The sequence below is a fragment of the Paracoccus everestensis genome (genome assembly GCF_021491915.1).
In the GTDB taxonomy this organism is placed as follows: domain Bacteria; phylum Pseudomonadota; class Alphaproteobacteria; order Rhodobacterales; family Rhodobacteraceae; genus Paracoccus; species Paracoccus everestensis.
Window position 1 is genome coordinate 2,645,750 of record NZ_CP090836.1, and the last position, 17,060, is coordinate 2,662,809.

The following is a 17,060-nucleotide window of genomic DNA, read 5'->3' on the forward strand; positions in this document are numbered from 1 at the left end:
ATTGTATGACACGCCTTCCCCTGCGGCGCTTGGCTTGAAACGCGCGCGCCCCGGCAATGTTCCCGGCCGGGTCCGGCAGTTAACTTAAGTCAGGTCGCCCAAGGCCTGCCATGCGGCCATGAAATCCTGCGCCCGCCGGCCGGTGGCCGCCGCATCCTGACCTGGCTTGTAAAGCGCCGATCCCAGTCCAAACCCGTTCGCCCCCGCCCGGACATAGCCCGCCATGGTTGACGGGTCGATGCCGCCCACCGGCAACAGCCGGGTTTCGCGCGGCAGCACCGCGCGCATGGCCCGGACAGCGGCAGGGGGAATCATTTCCGCCGGGAACAGCTTGAGCGCGGCCGCTCCTGCTTCGAGGGCGGCAAAGGCTTCGCTGACGGTGCCGACACCGGGGCAATAGGCCAGGGACAGGCGCCGCGCCTCGGCCGCGACACGAGGGTCGAAGTTCGGGGCGATGATGATCCGCCCGCCCGCATCGGCGACCCGGCCCACCTGATCCTGGGTCAGCACCGTGCCCGCGCCGACGATCGCATCCGGGGCCACCGTGACCATGCGTCTGATGCTGTCCAGAGGGTCGGGCGAATTCAGCGGCACCTCAAGGATCGTGAAACCCGCGCCGGTCAGGGCGGCGGCGGTATCCGCGGCGTCGGCAGGCTTCAGCCCGCGCAGGATCGCGATCAGCGGGTTCGCGGCAAAGGCGGTGTCAAGGTCGGTCATGTCAGTCCCCCCATCCGGGCGATTTCCCACAGTCCCCGCCGCGCCATGCCCGGCGGGGCGATCCTTGCTGCAAGACCCATCATCTGGAAGGCCATCTGGTAACGCGCAGCCAGATCGCCGCGCCCGATGATCGTGACCGGGCCGCCTGCTTCCCGCGTTCCTTGCGCGACCTCGTCCCCGATCAGCAGGCCCGACAGATAGTCGGCGATGTCATCCGGGGCCAGCCGGTCCATCAGCGCCAGCGTCCGGGCCGCGAAGATGCGGCCCAGCAGTGCGCCGTCCTGCCGCCCAGCCTGGACTCCGCGCCGAAAGGCATCCTCGCTGCCCGTGCCGGGCTGGATCAGGCGGCCCAGGATGGTGTGATCGCGCAGGGCGGCAAAGACCTCTCCGGTCATCACGGTGCGGAAGGCCACCAGCCTGCCGCCTTGCGCCCAGGCCCATTTGCTGTGCGTGCCGGGCAGGACGAACAGGCCGTCGCCCCCTCCGCCCGCCAGATGGCCGATGATCTCGGTTTCCTCGCCGCGCATCACGTCGGGGGCGGGACCGTCGGGGTCGCTGACCGCGCCGGTCACGAAGTGGACGTCCTCGTGCAGGGTCAGGTTCGCGGCCAGGGCCGCAGCATCAAGGGGCAGCGGCAGATAGGGCGTCTCGACCCAACCGTTGCGGCTGGTGATCATCCCCGACGCGATGACCGGAGCTGTTCCCAGCCAACTGCCGATCCGGTCCTGCACGGCCTGGCGGAACCCGCCTGGCAAACCGGCCGCGGCAAGAATGCCCGGACCGTCGCCCACGCTGTCCAGCACCTCGCCACCCGCGCCCATCCGCCAGGCGCGGAACGAGGTGGTGCCCCAGTCGATGCCGATCAGCGCCGTCATCGGCTGAACCGGTAGGCCGCGTGGTGGCGATAAACCTGGCCGGGCCGCAGGATCGCATCCGGATAGTCGGGGCGGTTCGGCGCGTCGGGCCAGCCCTGCGTTTCCAGGGCGACGCCCGCGAAACGGTCATAGCTGCGGCCGTCCAGCCCCGGAAGCCCGCCGAAATGCACACCGTCATAGACCTGCAATCCCGGCTGGTCCGTCTCGATCTGCATCCGGATGCCGCTTTGCCCGGTCAGGTCCGCCACCACGCGCGGCGCGGCGGGACCCTTGGACAGGCAGAAGTTGTGGTCGTATTCCCCCGGCACGATCTCTCGGGCCTGCCGGAAATCGAAGCGCGTGCCCTGGACGGGCGCTGTGCCCGGCAGCGGGATCAGGTCGTCGTCGACGGGCAGATAGCGGTCTGCCGCGACGCGCAGCCGGTGGTTGCGCACATCGCCCCCGCCGTCGAGGTTGAAGTAGCCGTGATGCGCCAGGTTGCAGGGCGTGGCGGCGTCGGTTTCGGCGCTCAGATCGAAGATCAGCGCGCCGTCCCGCAGGGCGATGTTCGCGCGGATGGTCATGGTGCCGGGAAAGCCCATGTCCCCATCGGGCAGCACCAGGGACAGGGTGGCGCTGTCGTCGCGCGCATCCTCGACCGTCCACAGGTGCCAGAACGTGCCGCGCGACCCGCCATGCAGCGTGTGGCGATCCTTGAAGTTCGGATCGGTGCGGTGTTCCCGGCCGTCCAGCATGAACCGCGCCCCGCCGATGCGGTTGGCAAAGCGGCCCACGATGGCGCCCATGTAAAGCCCGTCCCCCAGGTAATCCGCCGGATCGGGACAGCCCAGGACCAGCGGATGGTCCACGCCGTCCATCCGCAGATCCTGCACGGTCGCACCCAGCGTCAGCAACTGCGCGGTCAGCCCGCCGCCGCGCAGCGTCAGCCGGTCCACGCGGCGTCCGTCAGGCAAGGTCCATACCGTCACAGGATCACCCGGGGTTCGGGCAACCCGGCCAAGCCGCTGTCCAGCAGCCAGGTCGTGCCCTGCGCCTCGTCTGGATTGTCGATCCCGTCCAGGGCGGTCGTGACCAACAATTGCGTCAGGTCAGGCCCGCCAAAGGCCGGGCAGGAGGAATGCTGGCCGCCGACCTTCCATTCATGGGTCCGCTGGCTGTCGGCATCGAACCGCATGACCGCCCCCTGCCCCCAGATCGCGCAGCAGAACCCGCCGCTGGCGTCGATCACCGCGCCGTCGGGGGACCAGCCCGCAGCGGACAGATCCAGGTAAACCTGACGCTCGCCCACCGGCCAGCCGTCCGTATCCAGCCCCTGCCGCCAGACGATGCCACGATCCGTGTCAGAATAATGCACCGTCCCCCCATCGGGCGAAAAGCAGATCGAGTTCGGGATGGTGATGGGATCCAGCAGCTTGCGGACCTCCCCCCGGTGATACCGATAGATGGCGCCCAAGCCAGGCTCGCCGTTCCGACCCATGGTGCTGAACCAGAACCCGCCCTGCCGGTCGGCGCGGCCGTCGTTGGACCGGGTGGCGGCGTTGTCAGCCTCGACCGCGGCCACATCGGCCAGCGATCCATCGGCCAGTGTCAGGATCGCCAGCCCGGTCTCGGTCGCGACCAGCAGCCGGTCGCGGTCGATCCATCCCGCCGCCGAGGCCATGCGGTCGAAGCGCCACTCCAAGGGCTGGCCGCCGTCCTGCGACAACAGCCGCTTGCCCAGGATGTCGAACCAGAAGAACTGCCGGCGCTCGGGGTGCCAGAACGCCCCCTCGCCCAGTTGGCATTGGCGGTTGTCGTGGATCATCATGTCCCCCTTCTATGCTGCCCGGGAAAGCCGCATCTGCGACAGTTTCAGCAGGCCCTTTTGCAGCAGGATGAAGGCCAGCAACAGGATGCCGATGACGATCTTGGTCCACCAGGACGACAGGCTGCCGTCAAAGACGATATAGGTCTGGATCAGCCCCATGGTCAGCACGCCCACGAAGGTGCCGAACATATAGCCCGCGCCCCCCGTCAGCAGCGTGCCGCCGATCACCACGGCGGCGATGGCCGTCAGTTCCGTCCCCACCGTCGCCAGCGAATAGCCCGACCCGGTGTAGATGGAAAAGACGATCCCCGACAGCCCCGCCATCGCGCCCGAAAAGGCATAGACCAGCACCGTCGTGCGGCCCTGTCGCACGCCCATCAGCCGGGCCGCGGCCTCGCCCCCGCCCAGGGCATAGACGGATGCGCCGAAGCGGGTCTTGTGGGCGACGATCATGCCAAGCACGAAGGTCAGGACCATCAGCACCCCGATCAGCGTCAGCCGCCCCTTGCCCGGCATCAGCCAATAGGCCCCTTGCAGCGCCTGATAGAAGGGATGCTGGATGGGGACGGAATCGATGGACAGGATATAGGCCGCGCCCCGCGCCAGGAACATTCCCGCCAGCGTGACGATGAAGGCGGGCATCGCCAGACGGTCGATCAGGAATCCCATGCCCGCCCCAAAGGCGGTGGTCAGCACCAGCAGCAGTGCAAAGACCGCCAGCGGGTGCAGCCCCGTGTCGCGCAGCATCACGGCGATGAACACCCCCGAGAACGCGATCACCGACCCCACCGACAGGTCGATGCCCCCCGACAGGATCACCAGCGTCATGCCGACCGCGACGATGCCCAGATAGGCGTTGTCGGTCAAAAGGTTGCCCACCACCCGTGTGGACAGGATGTTCGGGAATTCCAGCCAGAAGACCGCATAGGCCAGCAGGAAGATGCCGATGGTGACATAAAGCGGCAGCGCGCGGATGTTCATGTGGGCCTCTGCAACTGGGCTTCGCGTTGCGCGCGGTGGCTGTCGCGCCACAACCGCCATTCGGCGCTGATGCGCGGCGATTGCAGGATCAGGATCACCAGCACCAGCCCGGCCTTGATGATCAGGTTGTATTCCGACGGAAAGCCGATCAGGCGGATGCCGATGCTGATCGTGGTGATGATCAGCGCCCCGATCACCGACGCCGCAATGGAAAACCGCCCGCCCAGCAAGGAATTGCCGCCGATCACGACGGCCAGGATCGCGTCCAGTTCCAGCCAAAGGCCCGCGTTGTTGGCATCCGCTCCGCGGATGTCGGCGGTCACGATCAGCCCCGCCAGGGCGGCGCACAGGCCGGACCCCACATAGACCGCGATCAGCAGCACGGTGGCGTTGACGCCTGCCAGCGTGCTGGCGCGGCGATTGATGCCGATGGCTTCCACCAGCAGGCCAAGCGCGGTGCGGCGCATCAGCAGGGCGGCGGCAATGGCGGTGGCGATCCAGATCCAGGTGGGCACGGCCAGCCCCCCCACCGCGCCCGACCCGATCCAGGCAAAGCCGGGATCGGTGAAGGTGAGGATCCGACCCTCGGTGATCAGTTGCGCCACGCCGCGCCCCATGGTCATCAGGATCAGCGTGGCCACAAAGGGCTGGATGCCGACAATGGCCACAAGCGCGCCGTTCCACAGTCCCGCAAGCGCACCCGCGCCAAGCGCCAGGATCAGCGCGGCGGGCAGGCCCCAGCCCGCCGCCACGGCCGCGGCGGCGACCGCGCCGCAGATCGCCATGATCGTGCCCACCGACAGGTCGATGCCGCGCGTGGCGATGACCAGCGTCATGCCCACCGCAAGCAGCGCCACGGGCGCGGATCGCTTCAGCACGTCGATGACAGGACCGACCAGCCGGCCGTCGTTCATGGCGATATTCAGGAAGGCCGGATAAAAGGCCGTCACCACAGCGACCAGAGCGGCAAGCGCGATCAGTTGCGGGGCAAGGCGCTTCAGGATTTCCATCACGCGGCCCTCTCGGTGGCGGCGATGGCCCCCATGATACGGTTCGGCGCGATCTGGTCCCCCGTCAGTTGGGCGACATGGCGGCGGTCGCGCAGCACGATCACGCGGTCGGAGACGGCGATCAGTTCGTCGATCTCGCTGCTGATCACCAGCAGCGACATGCCCTGCTCCACCAACTCGTGGATCAGCCGCACGATTTCCGCGTGCGCGCCCACGTCAATGCCGCGCGTCGGCTCGTCCAGGATCAGGAAGCGCGGGTTCATCGCCAGCCAGCGGGCCAGCACGACCTTTTGCTGGTTTCCCCCCGACAGGTCGCCGACGCGCTTGTCCCGGCCCGCCGTGCGGATGTCCAGCCGCTTGATGTAATCGTCGGCCAGGCGATTCTGGTCGGTGCGGGGAATGGGCCGCACCCAGCCGCGACGGGCCTGGAGGCCCAGGATGATGTTCTCGCGCACCGAGAGATCGGCCACGATGCCGTCGGTCTTGCGTTCCTCGGGGACGAAGCCGAAGCCTGCCGCGATGGCGCTGCGCGGGCTGCGCAGGTCCAGCGGACCCTGCTGATCGCGCGCTTCGCCGGAATGGGCGTTGCGCAGGCCGAACAGCAGTTCGGCGGATTCGGTTCGCCCCGACCCCAACAGGCCGGCAAGGCCCACGACCTCGCCCTGCCCAACAGCCAGGTCGAACGGCTCGACGGTGCCGCGGCGGCCGATGCCGCGAAAATCCAGCATCGGCGGACGGGGACCGCGCGACAACGACTGATGGCTCGTCGCGGCTTCCAGTTCCCGGCCCAGCATATGTTCGATCAGGCGGACGCGGTCCAGGCTGGCGGTGTCGGCCGTCACGATCTTGCGCCCGTTGCGCAGCACCGTCACCCGGTCGGTCAGGTCGAACACCTGATCCAGGAAATGCGACACGAAGACGATGCCAAGGCCCCGTTCGCGCAAGGACCGCACCACGTCAAAGACCATCCGCACCTCGGCCGCGTCCAGCGATGCGGTCGGCTCGTCCAGGATCAGCACCTTGCCCGACAGCGCCACCGCGCGAGCGATGGCGATGATCTGCTGGATGGCCACGGAATAGGTGCCAAGGTCGCGGTCCACGTCCAGCGACAGCCCGTATTCGGCCAGCATCGCCCGTGCCTCGGCCCGCATTGCGCGGGTGTTTATCAACCCGAACCGGCGCGGCTCGCGCCCGAAGATCAGGTTCTGCGCCACCGTCAGGTTCGGCAGCAGGTTGACCTCTTGATAGACCGTGCCGATGCCCAGTTCCTGCGCATGGGCCGTGGAACGCGGATCGATGGGCGCATCGTCCAGCCTGATGGTGCCTTCGTCGCGGCGATAGGCACCGGTGAGGCACTTGATCAGCGTGGATTTTCCCGCGCCGTTTTCGCCCAGCAGGGCGTGAACCTCGCCTGCGCGCAGGTCGAAATCGACCGCGTCAAGCGCGCGCGTTCCCGGAAATGTCTTGGTCAGAGACCGGATGGACAGCAGCATGACGCCTTCCCCTTCGTCATGGATGCCGGGCCGCTTGCGCGCGGCCCGGCAAGGGCGGTCAATAGCCCAGGCCCTTGCGGCGCTCGTATTCGCCCGCCGGATCGTCAGCTTGCGTGAACAGCTTGGATTCCGTCTGGATGAACTTCGGCGGCATGGTGCCGTCCTTCCAGTAGGCCGCAAGCGCGTCAAAGGCAGGGCCGGCCATGTTGGGCGTCAGTTCCACCGTGGCATTCGCCTCTCCGTCGGCCATGGCCTTGAAGATGTCGGGCACGGCGTCAATGGAGACGACCAGGATGTCGCTGCCCGGCTTCAACCCGGCCTCCTTGATGGCCTGGATCGCGCCCACCGCCATGTCGTCGTTATGGGCATAAAGCGCGCAGATGTCCTTGCCGCCGTTTTCGGCCTGGATGAAGCTTTCCATCACCTCCTTGCCCAGGGCGCGCGTGAAATCGCCGGTCTGGCTGCGCACGATGGTCAGGTTGGCATGATCCTTGATCGCGTTCTCGAAGCCGGTCTTGCGGTCGATGGCGGGGCTGGATCCGGTCGTGCCCTGCAATTCGACGATGCGGCATTCGCGGTCGCCGACCTCATTGGCCAGCCACTCGCCCGCGACCTCGCCTTCATGGACCAGGTTCGACCCGACCGAGGTCAGGTACAGGTCATCGGCGCTGTCAACCTGCCGGTCCAGCAGGACGACGGGGATCTCAGCTTCCTTGGCTTCCTGCAGGACCGAATCCCAGCCGGTCGCCACGACCGGAGCCAGCAGGATCGCGTCCACGCCTTGCGCGACGAAGGACCGGATCGCGGCGATCTGGTTTTCCTGCTTTTGCTGCGCATCCGAGAATTGCAGCTGGATGCCGCGTTCTTCGGCCTGCTGCTTGGTCAGCGTGGTTTCCGCCGCACGCCAGCCCGATTCCGATCCGATCTGCGAAAAGCCGACCGTCTCGCCCTCGGCAAGGGCGCCGGTGGCGGTCACGGCCACAAGCGCGGCGGTGCCGAGCAGGGTCTTGATGGTCATTGATATTCCTCCCTTTATTTTAACTGCGCCGGCCCCCGCCGGACGAATGGTGCGGGGCCTAAAGGCCCCGCAAATCCTCGGGCAACAGGGCCTCGGGGATGTTCTGATAGCTGACCGGACGCAGGAAACGGCGGATCGCCATGGTCCCCACGCTGGTCGCGCCGAAATTGGTCGATGCCGGATAGGGACCGCCGTGAACCATGGCGTCCGCGACCTCGACCCCGGTTGGCCAGCCGTTCGCCAGGATCCGGCCTGCCTTGCGTTCCAGGACCGGCATCAGGCGACGCGCCATGTCCATGTCGCCGTCGTCCAGATGCAGTGTCGCGGTCAGTTGCCCTTCCATGGCCTCGGCCACGTCCAGCATCTGATCCTCGCCCGAAACGGTGACGATCACGCCCAGGGGGCCGAAGACCTCCTCGGCCAGGGTATGGTCGTGCAGGAACTCCTCGGCCGAGGTCTTGTAGATCGAGGGCAGCGCGTTGCGGCCCTCGGCCTGTGCCTCGAAGATGGGGGTGGCCACGCCCGCGGCGCGGTTGGCGCCGGTGCGATAGGCTTCGGCGATGCCGTCCGACAGCATGACCTGCGGCCCGACCTTGGACAGCGCGTCGCCTGCCGCCTTGGCGAAGGCATCGGCCAGCACGCCCTTGGGCATCACGATCAGGCCGGGATTGGTGCAGAACTGCCCCGCGCCCATGGTCAGGCTGCCCGACCAGCCCTCGGCCAGCTTGGCGCCGCGTGCAGCAAGCGCGTGGGGTAGGACGAAGCCCGGGTTGATGCTGCCCAGTTCGCCGAAGAAGGGGATCGGCTCGTGGCGGGCGGCGCAGAGGTCGAACAGCGCCCGGCCGCCGCGCAGGCTGCCGGTGAAGCCCACGGCCTTGATCAGCGGGTGCTGCACAAGCGCGGCACCAACCGCATGGCTGTCGCCGTGGATGAAGCTGAAGACGCCCGCGGGCATTCCGGTGGACTGGATGGCGGCATGGATCGCCTCGGCCACGATCTCTCCGGTGCCGGGATGGGCGGGGTGGCCCTTGACGACGACCGGGCAGCCTGCGGCAAGCGCAGATGCGGTGTCGCCCCCGGCGGTCGAGAAGGCCAGCGGGAAGTTCGAGGCGCCGAATACCGCGACCGGGCCGATGGGCCGCTGCATCAGCCGCAGGTCGGGACGCGGCAGGGGCTGGCGGTCGGGCAGCGCCGTGTCAACGCGGCGGTCCAGGTAATCGCCCTTGCGGATATGGTCCGCGAACAGCCGCAACTGGCCCGTGGTGCGCCCGCGTTCGCCTTGCAGCCGCGCCTCGGGCAGGCCAGTTTCCGCCGTGCCGATGGCGGTGATCGCCTCGGCCCGCGCCTCGATCCCGTCGGCAATGGCTTCGAGGAACCGTGCCCGGTCTTCGCGGCTGGTGGCGGCATAGGCGGCAAAGGCATCCTCGGCGGCCTCGCAGGCGCGGTTGACCAGATCGACCGTGCCGGTGCTGAAGTCATGCGCCGTGCCATGAGCGGGCGAGGACTGGAACGTCCCCTCGCCCGTCAGCCATTCGCCTGCGATCAGATGTTTGCCGTGGGGGGTGAAGGTCATTGCTGTATCCTCAGAAATTGAAGTCCGCGGCGATGTTGCGCCGCCCGAGGGTGAAGGCATCGGCCACAAGCACCATGGGTGCAAGGTCCGTGTCGGATTTTCCTGCGGCAACCAGCTTTGCCATCTGTGCATAGAGCGCGGGATATTCGCCCATGATGTCATCGGCGCCCTGGATGTGCCGCCCATCGACCTCCAGCCGGTTTCCGCCCATCCGCAGGGCAAGCTGCCCGGCGTCTGTCTCAAATTCCATGTCCCAGGTTTGCGGGCCTTCCTGGCGGAAATCGAAATCAGCGCTGATCCCCTGGCTGAATGTCAGGCGCGCGGCGATGGGGGCCTGCCGGTTGGCCGGGAAATCCAGGTCGGCGGACAGCAGGCGCAGGGGCTGGGGCAGGATTTCCGTCAGGATCGACAGGGCGTTGATGCCGGGATCAAAGACGCCCATGCCGCCGGGCTCGAAAATCCAGTCCTGGCCGGGATGCCATTTGCGCACATCTTCGCGCCAGGTGATGCGGCCCCCTCCGATCGTTTTCCCGGCAAGCCAGTCACGCCCTGCGGCCACGGCCATCGCCATGCGCGAATGCCAGGTGGCAAAGATCGTGACGCCCTGCCGGTCTGCCAGATCGCATAGCGCATGAACCTCGGCCAGGGTGGCGCCGGGGGGCTTTTCCAGCATCAGGTGACGGCCCGCGCGCAGCACGGCCTGGGCCGCCTCGAAGCGCGGCACGGGGGGCAGGCACAGGCTGACGACCGGAATGTCGGGGCGCGCGTCCAGCATGGCACCGATGTCGGCAAAGGCCTCGACACCCTCGACCGTGCCACGGCGGCTGACGGTGGCGGCCAGTTCCCAGTCCGGGCTGGCGTTCAGCGCAGGGACGTGCTGGTCCAGGGCGATCTTTCCGATGCCGACAAGCGCGATCTTCATCAGTGGCTGTCCTTCCCGACCGCATTGCCCCGGCAGCCTTTCAGAAAGTCCAGATCCGCGCCGGTATCCGCCCCTTCGACATGGGCTTGGTGCAGCCAGGCATAGCCGCTGGCCGGCAGGTCATGGCTGGGGCGCCACGCGGCAAGGCGCGCGGCCAGTTCCTCGTCCGGGATATCCAGGTGCAGGCGGCGGTTCGGCACGTCCAGTTCGATCATGTCGCCGTCGCGGACCACGGCCAGGGGGCCGCCCGCCGCAGCCTCGGGACTGGTGTGCAGGACCACGGTGCCATAGGCCGTACCCGACATGCGCGCGTCGGAAATGCGCACCATGTCGGTGATGCCCTTGCGCAGCACCTTGGGCGGCAGGCCCATGTTGCCCACCTCGGCCATGCCGGGATAGCCCTTGGGACCGCAGTTCTTCATCACCATCACGCAGGTTTCGTCGATATCCAGCGCCTCGTCCTCGATCCGGGCCTTGTAGTCGTCGATGTCATCGAACACGACCGCGCGGCCGCGATGGACCAGAAGATGCGGACTGGCGGCGGAGGGCTTGAGCACCGCGCCCTTGGGCGCGAGGTTGCCGCGAAGCACCGCGATGCCGCCCTGGGCCATCAGCGGGCGGTCGGCGGGCAGGATCACATCCTCGTTCCAGTTGACGACATCCTTGACCTCGTCCCAGATCGAGGCACCGCTGACGGTCAGGGCATCCTTGTGCAGCAGCCCGGATTCGCCCAGGCGCTTCAGCACCACCGGCAGGCCGCCGGCATAGAAGAACTCCTCCATCAGGTATTGGCCGGACGGCATCAGGTTCACGATGGTCGCCACGTCGCGGCCGCAGCGGTCCCAGTCGTCCAGCGTCACATCGACGCCCACTCGGCCCGCCATGGCCAGCAAGTGGATGACGGCATTGGTGGATCCGCCAATGGCGCCGTTGGTGCGGATGGCGTTTTCGAAGGCTTGGCGGGTCAGGATGTCGCTGGGCTTCAGGTCGTCCTTGACCATCTGCACGATCCGGCGGCCCGAAAGCTGCGCCATGACGCGGCGGCGCGAATCCACCGCCGGGATTGCGGCATTGCCCGACAGTGCCATGCCAAGCGCCTCGGCCATGGATGCCATCGTCGAGGCCGTGCCCATGGTGTTGCAGGTGCCCGAGGATCGGGACATCGACGCCTCGGCCTCCAGGAACTCCTCTTGCGTCATCTCACCGGCCTTCACGGCTTCCGAGAACTTCCACAGATGCGTGCCGGACCCAACCCGTTCGCCCCGGAAATAGCCGTTCAGCATCGGCCCGCCGGTGACGACAATGGACGGGATGTCGCAGGACGCGGCCCCCATCAGCAGCGACGGCGTGGTCTTGTCGCAGCCCACCAGCAGGACCGCGCCGTCCATGGGCTGGCCGCGGATGGTTTCCTCGACCGCCAATGCGGCAAGGTTGCGGAACATCATCGCCGTCGGGCGGAAGGTGTTTTCCGATGCCGAAAAGACCGGCACCTCGACCGGAAAGCCGCCAGCTTCCCAGACGCCCGCCTTCACCTTTTCGGCCAGTTCGCGCAGATGGCCGTTGCAAGGCGTCAGGTCGGCCCAGGTGTTCAGGATGCCGATCACGGGGCGCCCGTCGAACAGGTCATGGGGCCAGCCCTGGTTCTTCATCCACCCGCGATGATAGATCGTGTCGCGCGAGGTGCCGCCATACCAATGCTGGGAACGAAGCTGGCGGGGCCAGGGGGCGGGTGTAAAGGTCATTTTCGGCCTCAAAGTGTGGCGACGGCGATGGGGGTCTCGCCGGTCTGCTGCTGGTCCAGCGGGTTCGAGAGGGGCAGCCCGAAGGCCGGGCATTCAATCTGGAAGACATCGCCCGCCTGCGCCTTGACGCCATCGGCAAAGGACAGCGTGGCGGTGCCGAAGAAATGCACGTGCACGTCGCCGGGCTGGCGAAAAAGTGCGTATTTGAAATGATGATGTTCCAGGTTCGCAAGGCTGTGGCTCATGTTCGCCTCGCCTGACAGAAACGGCTTTTCCCAGATCGCGCGGCCGTCCCGCAGGATGCGGCTGGTGCCTTCGACGTGCTGGGGCAGGTCGCCCAGCAGCATCTCGGGGCCATAGCTTGCCGGGCGCAGCTTGGAATGGGCCAGCCACAGGTAATTGCCGCGTTCGGTCACATGATCGGAAAATTCGTTCGCAAGCGCAAAGCCCAGGCGAAAGGGCGTGCCGTCCGGGCCGATCAGGTAAAGGCCCGCGACTTCCGGCTCCTCTCCCGCGTCCAGGGCAAAGCCGGGCGAGACAAGGGCCGCGCCGGGCACGACCGCGTTCACGCCATTGCCCTTGTAGAACCATTCGGGCTGCACGCCGGCCGCCCCGCCTTGCGGCTTGCCGCCTTCCAGGCCCATGCGGAACATCTTCATGCTGTCGGTCAGGGATTCCGCATCCGATTTCGCGTGCATGGAATTGCGCGTCGCCGCGCTGCCCAGATGCGTCAGCCCGGTGCCGGTCAGGTGCAGATGCGCCGTGTCGTCGTGATCCAGCGGCAGCAGCACCCGGCCGTCAGCCAGGGCGGCTGCCAGATCGACGGCCTCGCCCTGACCCCGCGCCAGAACCTCGACTTCCAATCCCCGGCCTGCGGCAATGGCGGCCCAGGCCAGATCGCGGGTGGAAGTGGCACCCGGCACGATCCACGCGCGGTCGTCCGTCCGTGCGGCGACAGCCCGGTCGCCGCCGGGGCTTTTCAGTTGCGACAGAAACATGGCTCAGCCTTGCTTGTTCTTGTTGTAAACGTCGAAGATCACGGCGGCTAAAAGCACCAGCCCCTTGATCACCTGCTGATAGTCGATGCCGATGCCCATGATCGACATCCCGTTGTTCATCACGCCCATGATCAGCGCGCCGACCACGACGCCGATGATGCGCCCCGACCCGCCCGTCATCGACGCCCCGCCGATGAACACCGCCGCGATCACGTCCAGTTCGAAGCCCACGCCCGCCTTGGGGGTGGCGCTGTTCAGGCGCGCCGTGACGATCATCCCGGCCAGGGACGCCAGCACGCCCATGTTGACGAAGGTGAAGAAGACCAGCCGTTCGGTCTTGATGCCCGACAGCTTCGCCGCCTTCTCGTTCCCGCCCAGGGCATAGATGCGCCGCCCGGTGGTCGTGCTTTCGGTGAAGAAGGCATACAGAACGATCAGCACCGACATGATCAGCAGCACATTGGGCAGGCCCCGGAAGCTGGCAAGCTTCCAGCCCACGAACAGCAGCGCGATCACCACGACTGCGTTGCGCGCCCAGAAAAAGCCCGCAGGTTCGGGCGCGATACCGAATTCGGCTTCGCGCGCCCGGCCCCGGACACCCGCCCAGACGATGGCGGCGGCGGCAAGGCCCACCAGGACCAGCGCCGTGAAGTTGGGCTTGTCCGGGCCGAACAGGTCGGGAATGAAGCCGGTGGACAGCGACTGGAAGGACCGCTCGAACGGGCCGATGTTCTGGCCGCCCAGCAGCCACAAGGTCAGGCCGCGAAACACCAGCATCCCCGCCAGCGTCACGATGAAGGACGGGATGCGCCAATAGGCGATCCAGTATCCCTGGGCCGCTCCGATCAGGCCGCCCACGACCAGCACCATGGGGATCACCATCAGCACCGGCAACTGCATCTTGACCAGCAGCATGGACGCCACCGCCCCGGTGAAGGCCGCCACCGACCCCACCGACAGGTCGATATGACCCGCCACGATCACCAGCAGCATCCCAAGCGCCATGATGATGACATAGGAGTTCTGCAGGAACAGGTTGGTGATGTTCTGCGCGGACAGGAAATCGACGCCCTGGGTCGCGCGCACCATGATGAAGAAGAACAGGACAATGGCCACCAGGGCCAGCATCATCCCGTTTTCGCGCAGGTGGCTGCCCAGATGGGCGCCGATGCCTGTCTTTGCCCTTGCGGGTTTGTCCGTCTCGGCAGTGCTCATGCGGCCTCCCCCTTCATTCCGTCTTGCAGGATCAGGGCCATGATCCGTTCCTGGCTGGCCTCGGCCTGGGCCAGTTCACCGGCGATCCGGCCCTCGTTCATCACATAAATGCGGTCGCACATGCCCAGAAGCTCGGGCATTTCCGAACTGATCATGACGACGCCGTGGCCCTGGGCCGCAAGCTCGTTCATGATGTTGTAGATTTCGAACTTGGCGCCCACGTCGATGCCGCGCGTGGGTTCGTCCAGGATCAGCACTTTGGGATCGGTGAACAGCCACTTGGACAGCACCACCTTCTGCTGGTTGCCGCCCGACAGGTTCACAACCCGCTGGAAGACGCTGGGCGTGCGGATGTTCATCGCCTTGCGGTATTTCTCGGCCACCTGCTGTTCGCGCCCGCGCGACAGGACCGCCCCCTTGGAGATACCTTCCAGGTTCGCCAGGGATATGTTGCGCAGGATCGGCTCGTCCAGGATCAGGCCCAGGGCCTTGCGATCCTCGGTCACATAGGCCAGGCCCGCGTCGATGGCTTTCGACACCGTTGACAGATCGGGCTTGGCACCTGCCAGCGTCACCTCGCCCTTGATGTCGCGGCCATAGCTGCGGCCGAACAGGCTCATGGCGAATTCCGTGCGCCCCGATCCCATCAGTCCTGCGATGCCCACGATCTCGCCCTTGCGCACCGACATGGACACGTCGCGGATCACCTGGCGAGGCTGGTCGGGATGCATGACGGACCAGTTGCGCACCTCCATCAGCATTTCGCCGATCTTCGGCGTGCGGTCAGGATAACGGTGGGCCATGTCGCGCCCCACCATGTCGCGGATGATGCGGTCCTCGTTGATCTCGCTGCGGTCGAGCGTAGAGACCGTCGATCCGTCGCGGATCACCGTCACGCGGTCGGCGACGCGGCGGATTTCGTTCAGCTTGTGGCTGATGAGGATCTGGGTGACACCCTGCGCCTTCAGTTCCAGCATCAGGTCCAGCAGCTTCTGGCTGTCGTTTTCCTGCAACGCGGCGGTCGGTTCGTCCAGGATCAGCAGGCGCACGTTCTTGGCAAGCGCCTTGGCGATTTCCACCAGCTGCTGCTTGCCGACGCCCAGCTTTTCGACCTTGGTGGTCGGCGCCTCGGTCAGGCCGACCTTGCGCAGCAGTTCCCCGGTCTTCTGATAGGCCAGCGGCCAGTTGATCACGCCGCCGGTCGCGACCTCGTTGCCCAGAAACAGGTTCTCAGCCACCGACAGCAGCGGCACCAGGGCCAGTTCCTGGTGGATGATGACGATGCCCGCGTGTTCGCTGTCGCGGATGTCGCGAAACCGCGTGGGCTTGCCGTCATACAGGATCTCGCCGTCATAGCTGCCATGGGGATAAACACCCGACAGCACCTTCATCAGCGTCGATTTTCCCGCGCCGTTTTCGCCGCAGATGGCGTGGATCTCGCCTTCGCGCACGGACAGGTTCACATTGCTCAGCGCCTTGACGCCGGGAAACGTCTTGGTGATGTCCTGCATCTCAAGGATGGCCGTCATCATGTTGCTCCCATCGTGGAGCGGTCCCGGCGCGAGCCGGGACCGCCGGGGCTTATTTCAACTGGTCTTCGGTGTAATAGCCCGAATCGACCAGAACCTCTTTCCAGTTCGCCGCCGTGACCGCGACAGGCTCCAGCAGGAAGGACGGCACGACCTTGACGCCATTGTCATAGGTCTCGGTGTCGTTCACCTCGGGTTCCTTGCCTTCCAGCATGGCGTTGGCCATGCCGACCGTGACCTTGGCAAGCTCGCGCGTATCCTTGAAGACCGTCGAATACTGTTCGCCGTCGATGATTGCCTTGATGCCGGGGATCTCCGCGTCCTGGCCGGTGATGATCGGCATCTTCGTGTCGCCCGAGCCGTAGCCCACGCCCTTGACGGACGAGATGATCCCGCGCGCCAGCCCGTCATTTGCCGACAGCACGCCATGAACCTCCTTGTCGCCGTAATTTGCGGACAGGATGTTGTCCATCCGCGACTGCGCCGTGGCCGCGTCCCAACGCAGCGTGCCGACCTTGTCGAGACCCATCTGCCCCGAGGGAATGACGACATCTCCGCTGTCGATCAGCGGCTGCAGCACGCTCATGGCGCCGTCATAGAAGAAATAGGCGTTGTTGTCGTCCGGGCTGCCGCCGAACAGCTCGACGTTCCAGGGCTTCTGGTCCGGGAAACGCTCTTTCAGGCCTTCCACGAGAGAGGTGCCCTGCTGGACACCGACCTTGAAGTTGTCGAATGTGGCGTAATAATCGACATTCGGCGTGTCGCGGATCAGCCGGTCATAGGCGATGACCTTGATGTCCGCCGCCTTGGCGCTTTCCAACGCGTTCGACAGCGTGGTGCCGTCCAGTGCCGCGATGACCAGCACCTTCGAGCCCGTGGTGATCATGTTCTCGATCTGGCTCAACTGCGCCGGGATGTCGTCATTGGCGTATTGGAGGTCGGTCTGATACCCGGCCTCCTGAAACTGCTTGACCATGTTCTCACCGTCCGCAACCCAGCGCGCGGTGATCTTTTCGGGCATCGAGATGCCCACCTTTTCGTCGGCCGCCACCGCAGCCAGCGGGACCGCCAGCGCCATCGCGGCAACGGTCAGCATCTGTCTCAGCTTCGTCATTCGCATCCCCTCCCAAGGTGCCGGTGACCGGGGGGCGGAACCCTTTGGCCCGCGCGCCCCGCAAGC

General features: G+C 66.5%; 15 protein-coding genes. All 15 read right to left on the bottom strand.

Annotation, left to right across the window (positions count from 1 at the left end; genetic code table 11):
- Positions 1-84 precede the first annotated feature (84 nt).
- Genes LZ585_RS13220 through chvE form a run of 15 tightly spaced genes read right to left on the bottom strand, consistent with a single transcriptional unit; the run spans position 85 to position 16,994 of the window.
- Positions 85-717 carry a 2-dehydro-3-deoxy-6-phosphogalactonate aldolase gene (locus LZ585_RS13220; protein ID WP_234853996.1) on the bottom strand — a complete coding sequence of 211 codons (633 nt, stop codon included), beginning with the start codon at positions 715-717 and terminating at the stop codon, positions 85-87.
- Positions 714-1,592, bottom strand: a complete 879-nt coding sequence (locus tag LZ585_RS13225) for a 2-dehydro-3-deoxygalactonokinase (protein ID WP_234853997.1) — start codon at positions 1,590-1,592, stop codon at positions 714-716. Before LZ585_RS13225 ends, LZ585_RS13220 begins: the two co-directional genes overlap by 4 nt.
- Entirely contained in the window at positions 1,589-2,545 is a 957-nt protein-coding gene (locus LZ585_RS13230; protein ID WP_234853998.1) for an aldose epimerase family protein, read from the bottom strand. Before LZ585_RS13230 ends, LZ585_RS13225 begins: the two co-directional genes overlap by 4 nt.
- Positions 2,546-2,556: 11 nt before the next feature.
- Complete coding sequence (locus tag LZ585_RS13235; RefSeq protein ID WP_234853999.1) at positions 2,557-3,399, bottom strand: SMP-30/gluconolactonase/LRE family protein; 843 nt, start codon at positions 3,397-3,399, stop codon at positions 2,557-2,559.
- 9 nt (positions 3,400-3,408) lie between these two features.
- Positions 3,409-4,380, bottom strand: coding sequence for a galactofuranose ABC transporter, permease protein YjfF (yjfF, locus tag LZ585_RS13240; protein WP_234854000.1), 972 nt, complete (start codon positions 4,378-4,380; stop codon positions 3,409-3,411).
- Positions 4,377-5,390: an ABC transporter permease gene (locus LZ585_RS13245; RefSeq protein WP_234854001.1), complete on the bottom strand. Its 1,014-nt coding sequence runs from the start codon at positions 5,388-5,390 to the stop codon at positions 4,377-4,379. Before LZ585_RS13245 ends, yjfF begins: the two co-directional genes overlap by 4 nt.
- Positions 5,390-6,883 (bottom strand): sugar ABC transporter ATP-binding protein, encoded by a 1,494-nt coding sequence (locus tag LZ585_RS13250; protein WP_234854002.1) that lies wholly within the window; start codon positions 6,881-6,883, stop codon positions 5,390-5,392. Before LZ585_RS13250 ends, LZ585_RS13245 begins: the two co-directional genes overlap by 1 nt.
- A 58-nt stretch (positions 6,884-6,941) precedes the next feature.
- Positions 6,942-7,901 (bottom strand): galactofuranose ABC transporter, galactofuranose-binding protein YtfQ, encoded by a 960-nt coding sequence (ytfQ, locus tag LZ585_RS13255; protein ID WP_234854003.1) that lies wholly within the window; start codon positions 7,899-7,901, stop codon positions 6,942-6,944.
- A gap of 58 nt (positions 7,902-7,959) precedes the next feature.
- Entirely contained in the window at positions 7,960-9,474 is a 1,515-nt protein-coding gene (locus LZ585_RS13260; protein ID WP_234854004.1) for an aldehyde dehydrogenase (NADP(+)), read from the bottom strand.
- A gap of 10 nt (positions 9,475-9,484) precedes the next feature.
- Complete coding sequence (locus LZ585_RS13265) at positions 9,485-10,396, bottom strand: Gfo/Idh/MocA family protein (RefSeq protein ID WP_234854005.1); 912 nt, start codon at positions 10,394-10,396, stop codon at positions 9,485-9,487.
- Positions 10,396-12,138, bottom strand: a complete 1,743-nt coding sequence (araD, locus tag LZ585_RS13270; protein ID WP_234854006.1) for an L-arabinonate dehydratase — start codon at positions 12,136-12,138, stop codon at positions 10,396-10,398. The genes LZ585_RS13265 and araD overlap by 1 nt, the downstream gene beginning before the upstream one ends.
- 8 nt (positions 12,139-12,146) lie before the next feature.
- Positions 12,147-13,136, bottom strand: a complete 990-nt coding sequence (araD1, locus tag LZ585_RS13275; RefSeq protein ID WP_234854007.1) for an AraD1 family protein — start codon at positions 13,134-13,136, stop codon at positions 12,147-12,149.
- Between the two features lie 3 nt (positions 13,137-13,139).
- Positions 13,140-14,351, bottom strand: a complete 1,212-nt coding sequence (gene mmsB, locus LZ585_RS13280; protein ID WP_234854008.1) for a multiple monosaccharide ABC transporter permease — start codon at positions 14,349-14,351, stop codon at positions 13,140-13,142.
- The gene (gene mmsA, locus LZ585_RS13285; protein ID WP_315857653.1) at positions 14,348-15,880 is read right to left on the bottom strand and encodes a multiple monosaccharide ABC transporter ATP-binding protein; all 1,533 of its coding nucleotides are present in this window, start codon (positions 15,878-15,880) and stop codon (positions 14,348-14,350) included. Before mmsA ends, mmsB begins: the two co-directional genes overlap by 4 nt.
- Positions 15,881-15,932: 52 nt before the next feature.
- Positions 15,933-16,994: a multiple monosaccharide ABC transporter substrate-binding protein gene (gene chvE, locus LZ585_RS13290; RefSeq protein ID WP_315857610.1), complete on the bottom strand. Its 1,062-nt coding sequence runs from the start codon at positions 16,992-16,994 to the stop codon at positions 15,933-15,935.
- Positions 16,995-17,060: the final 66 nt, after the last annotated feature.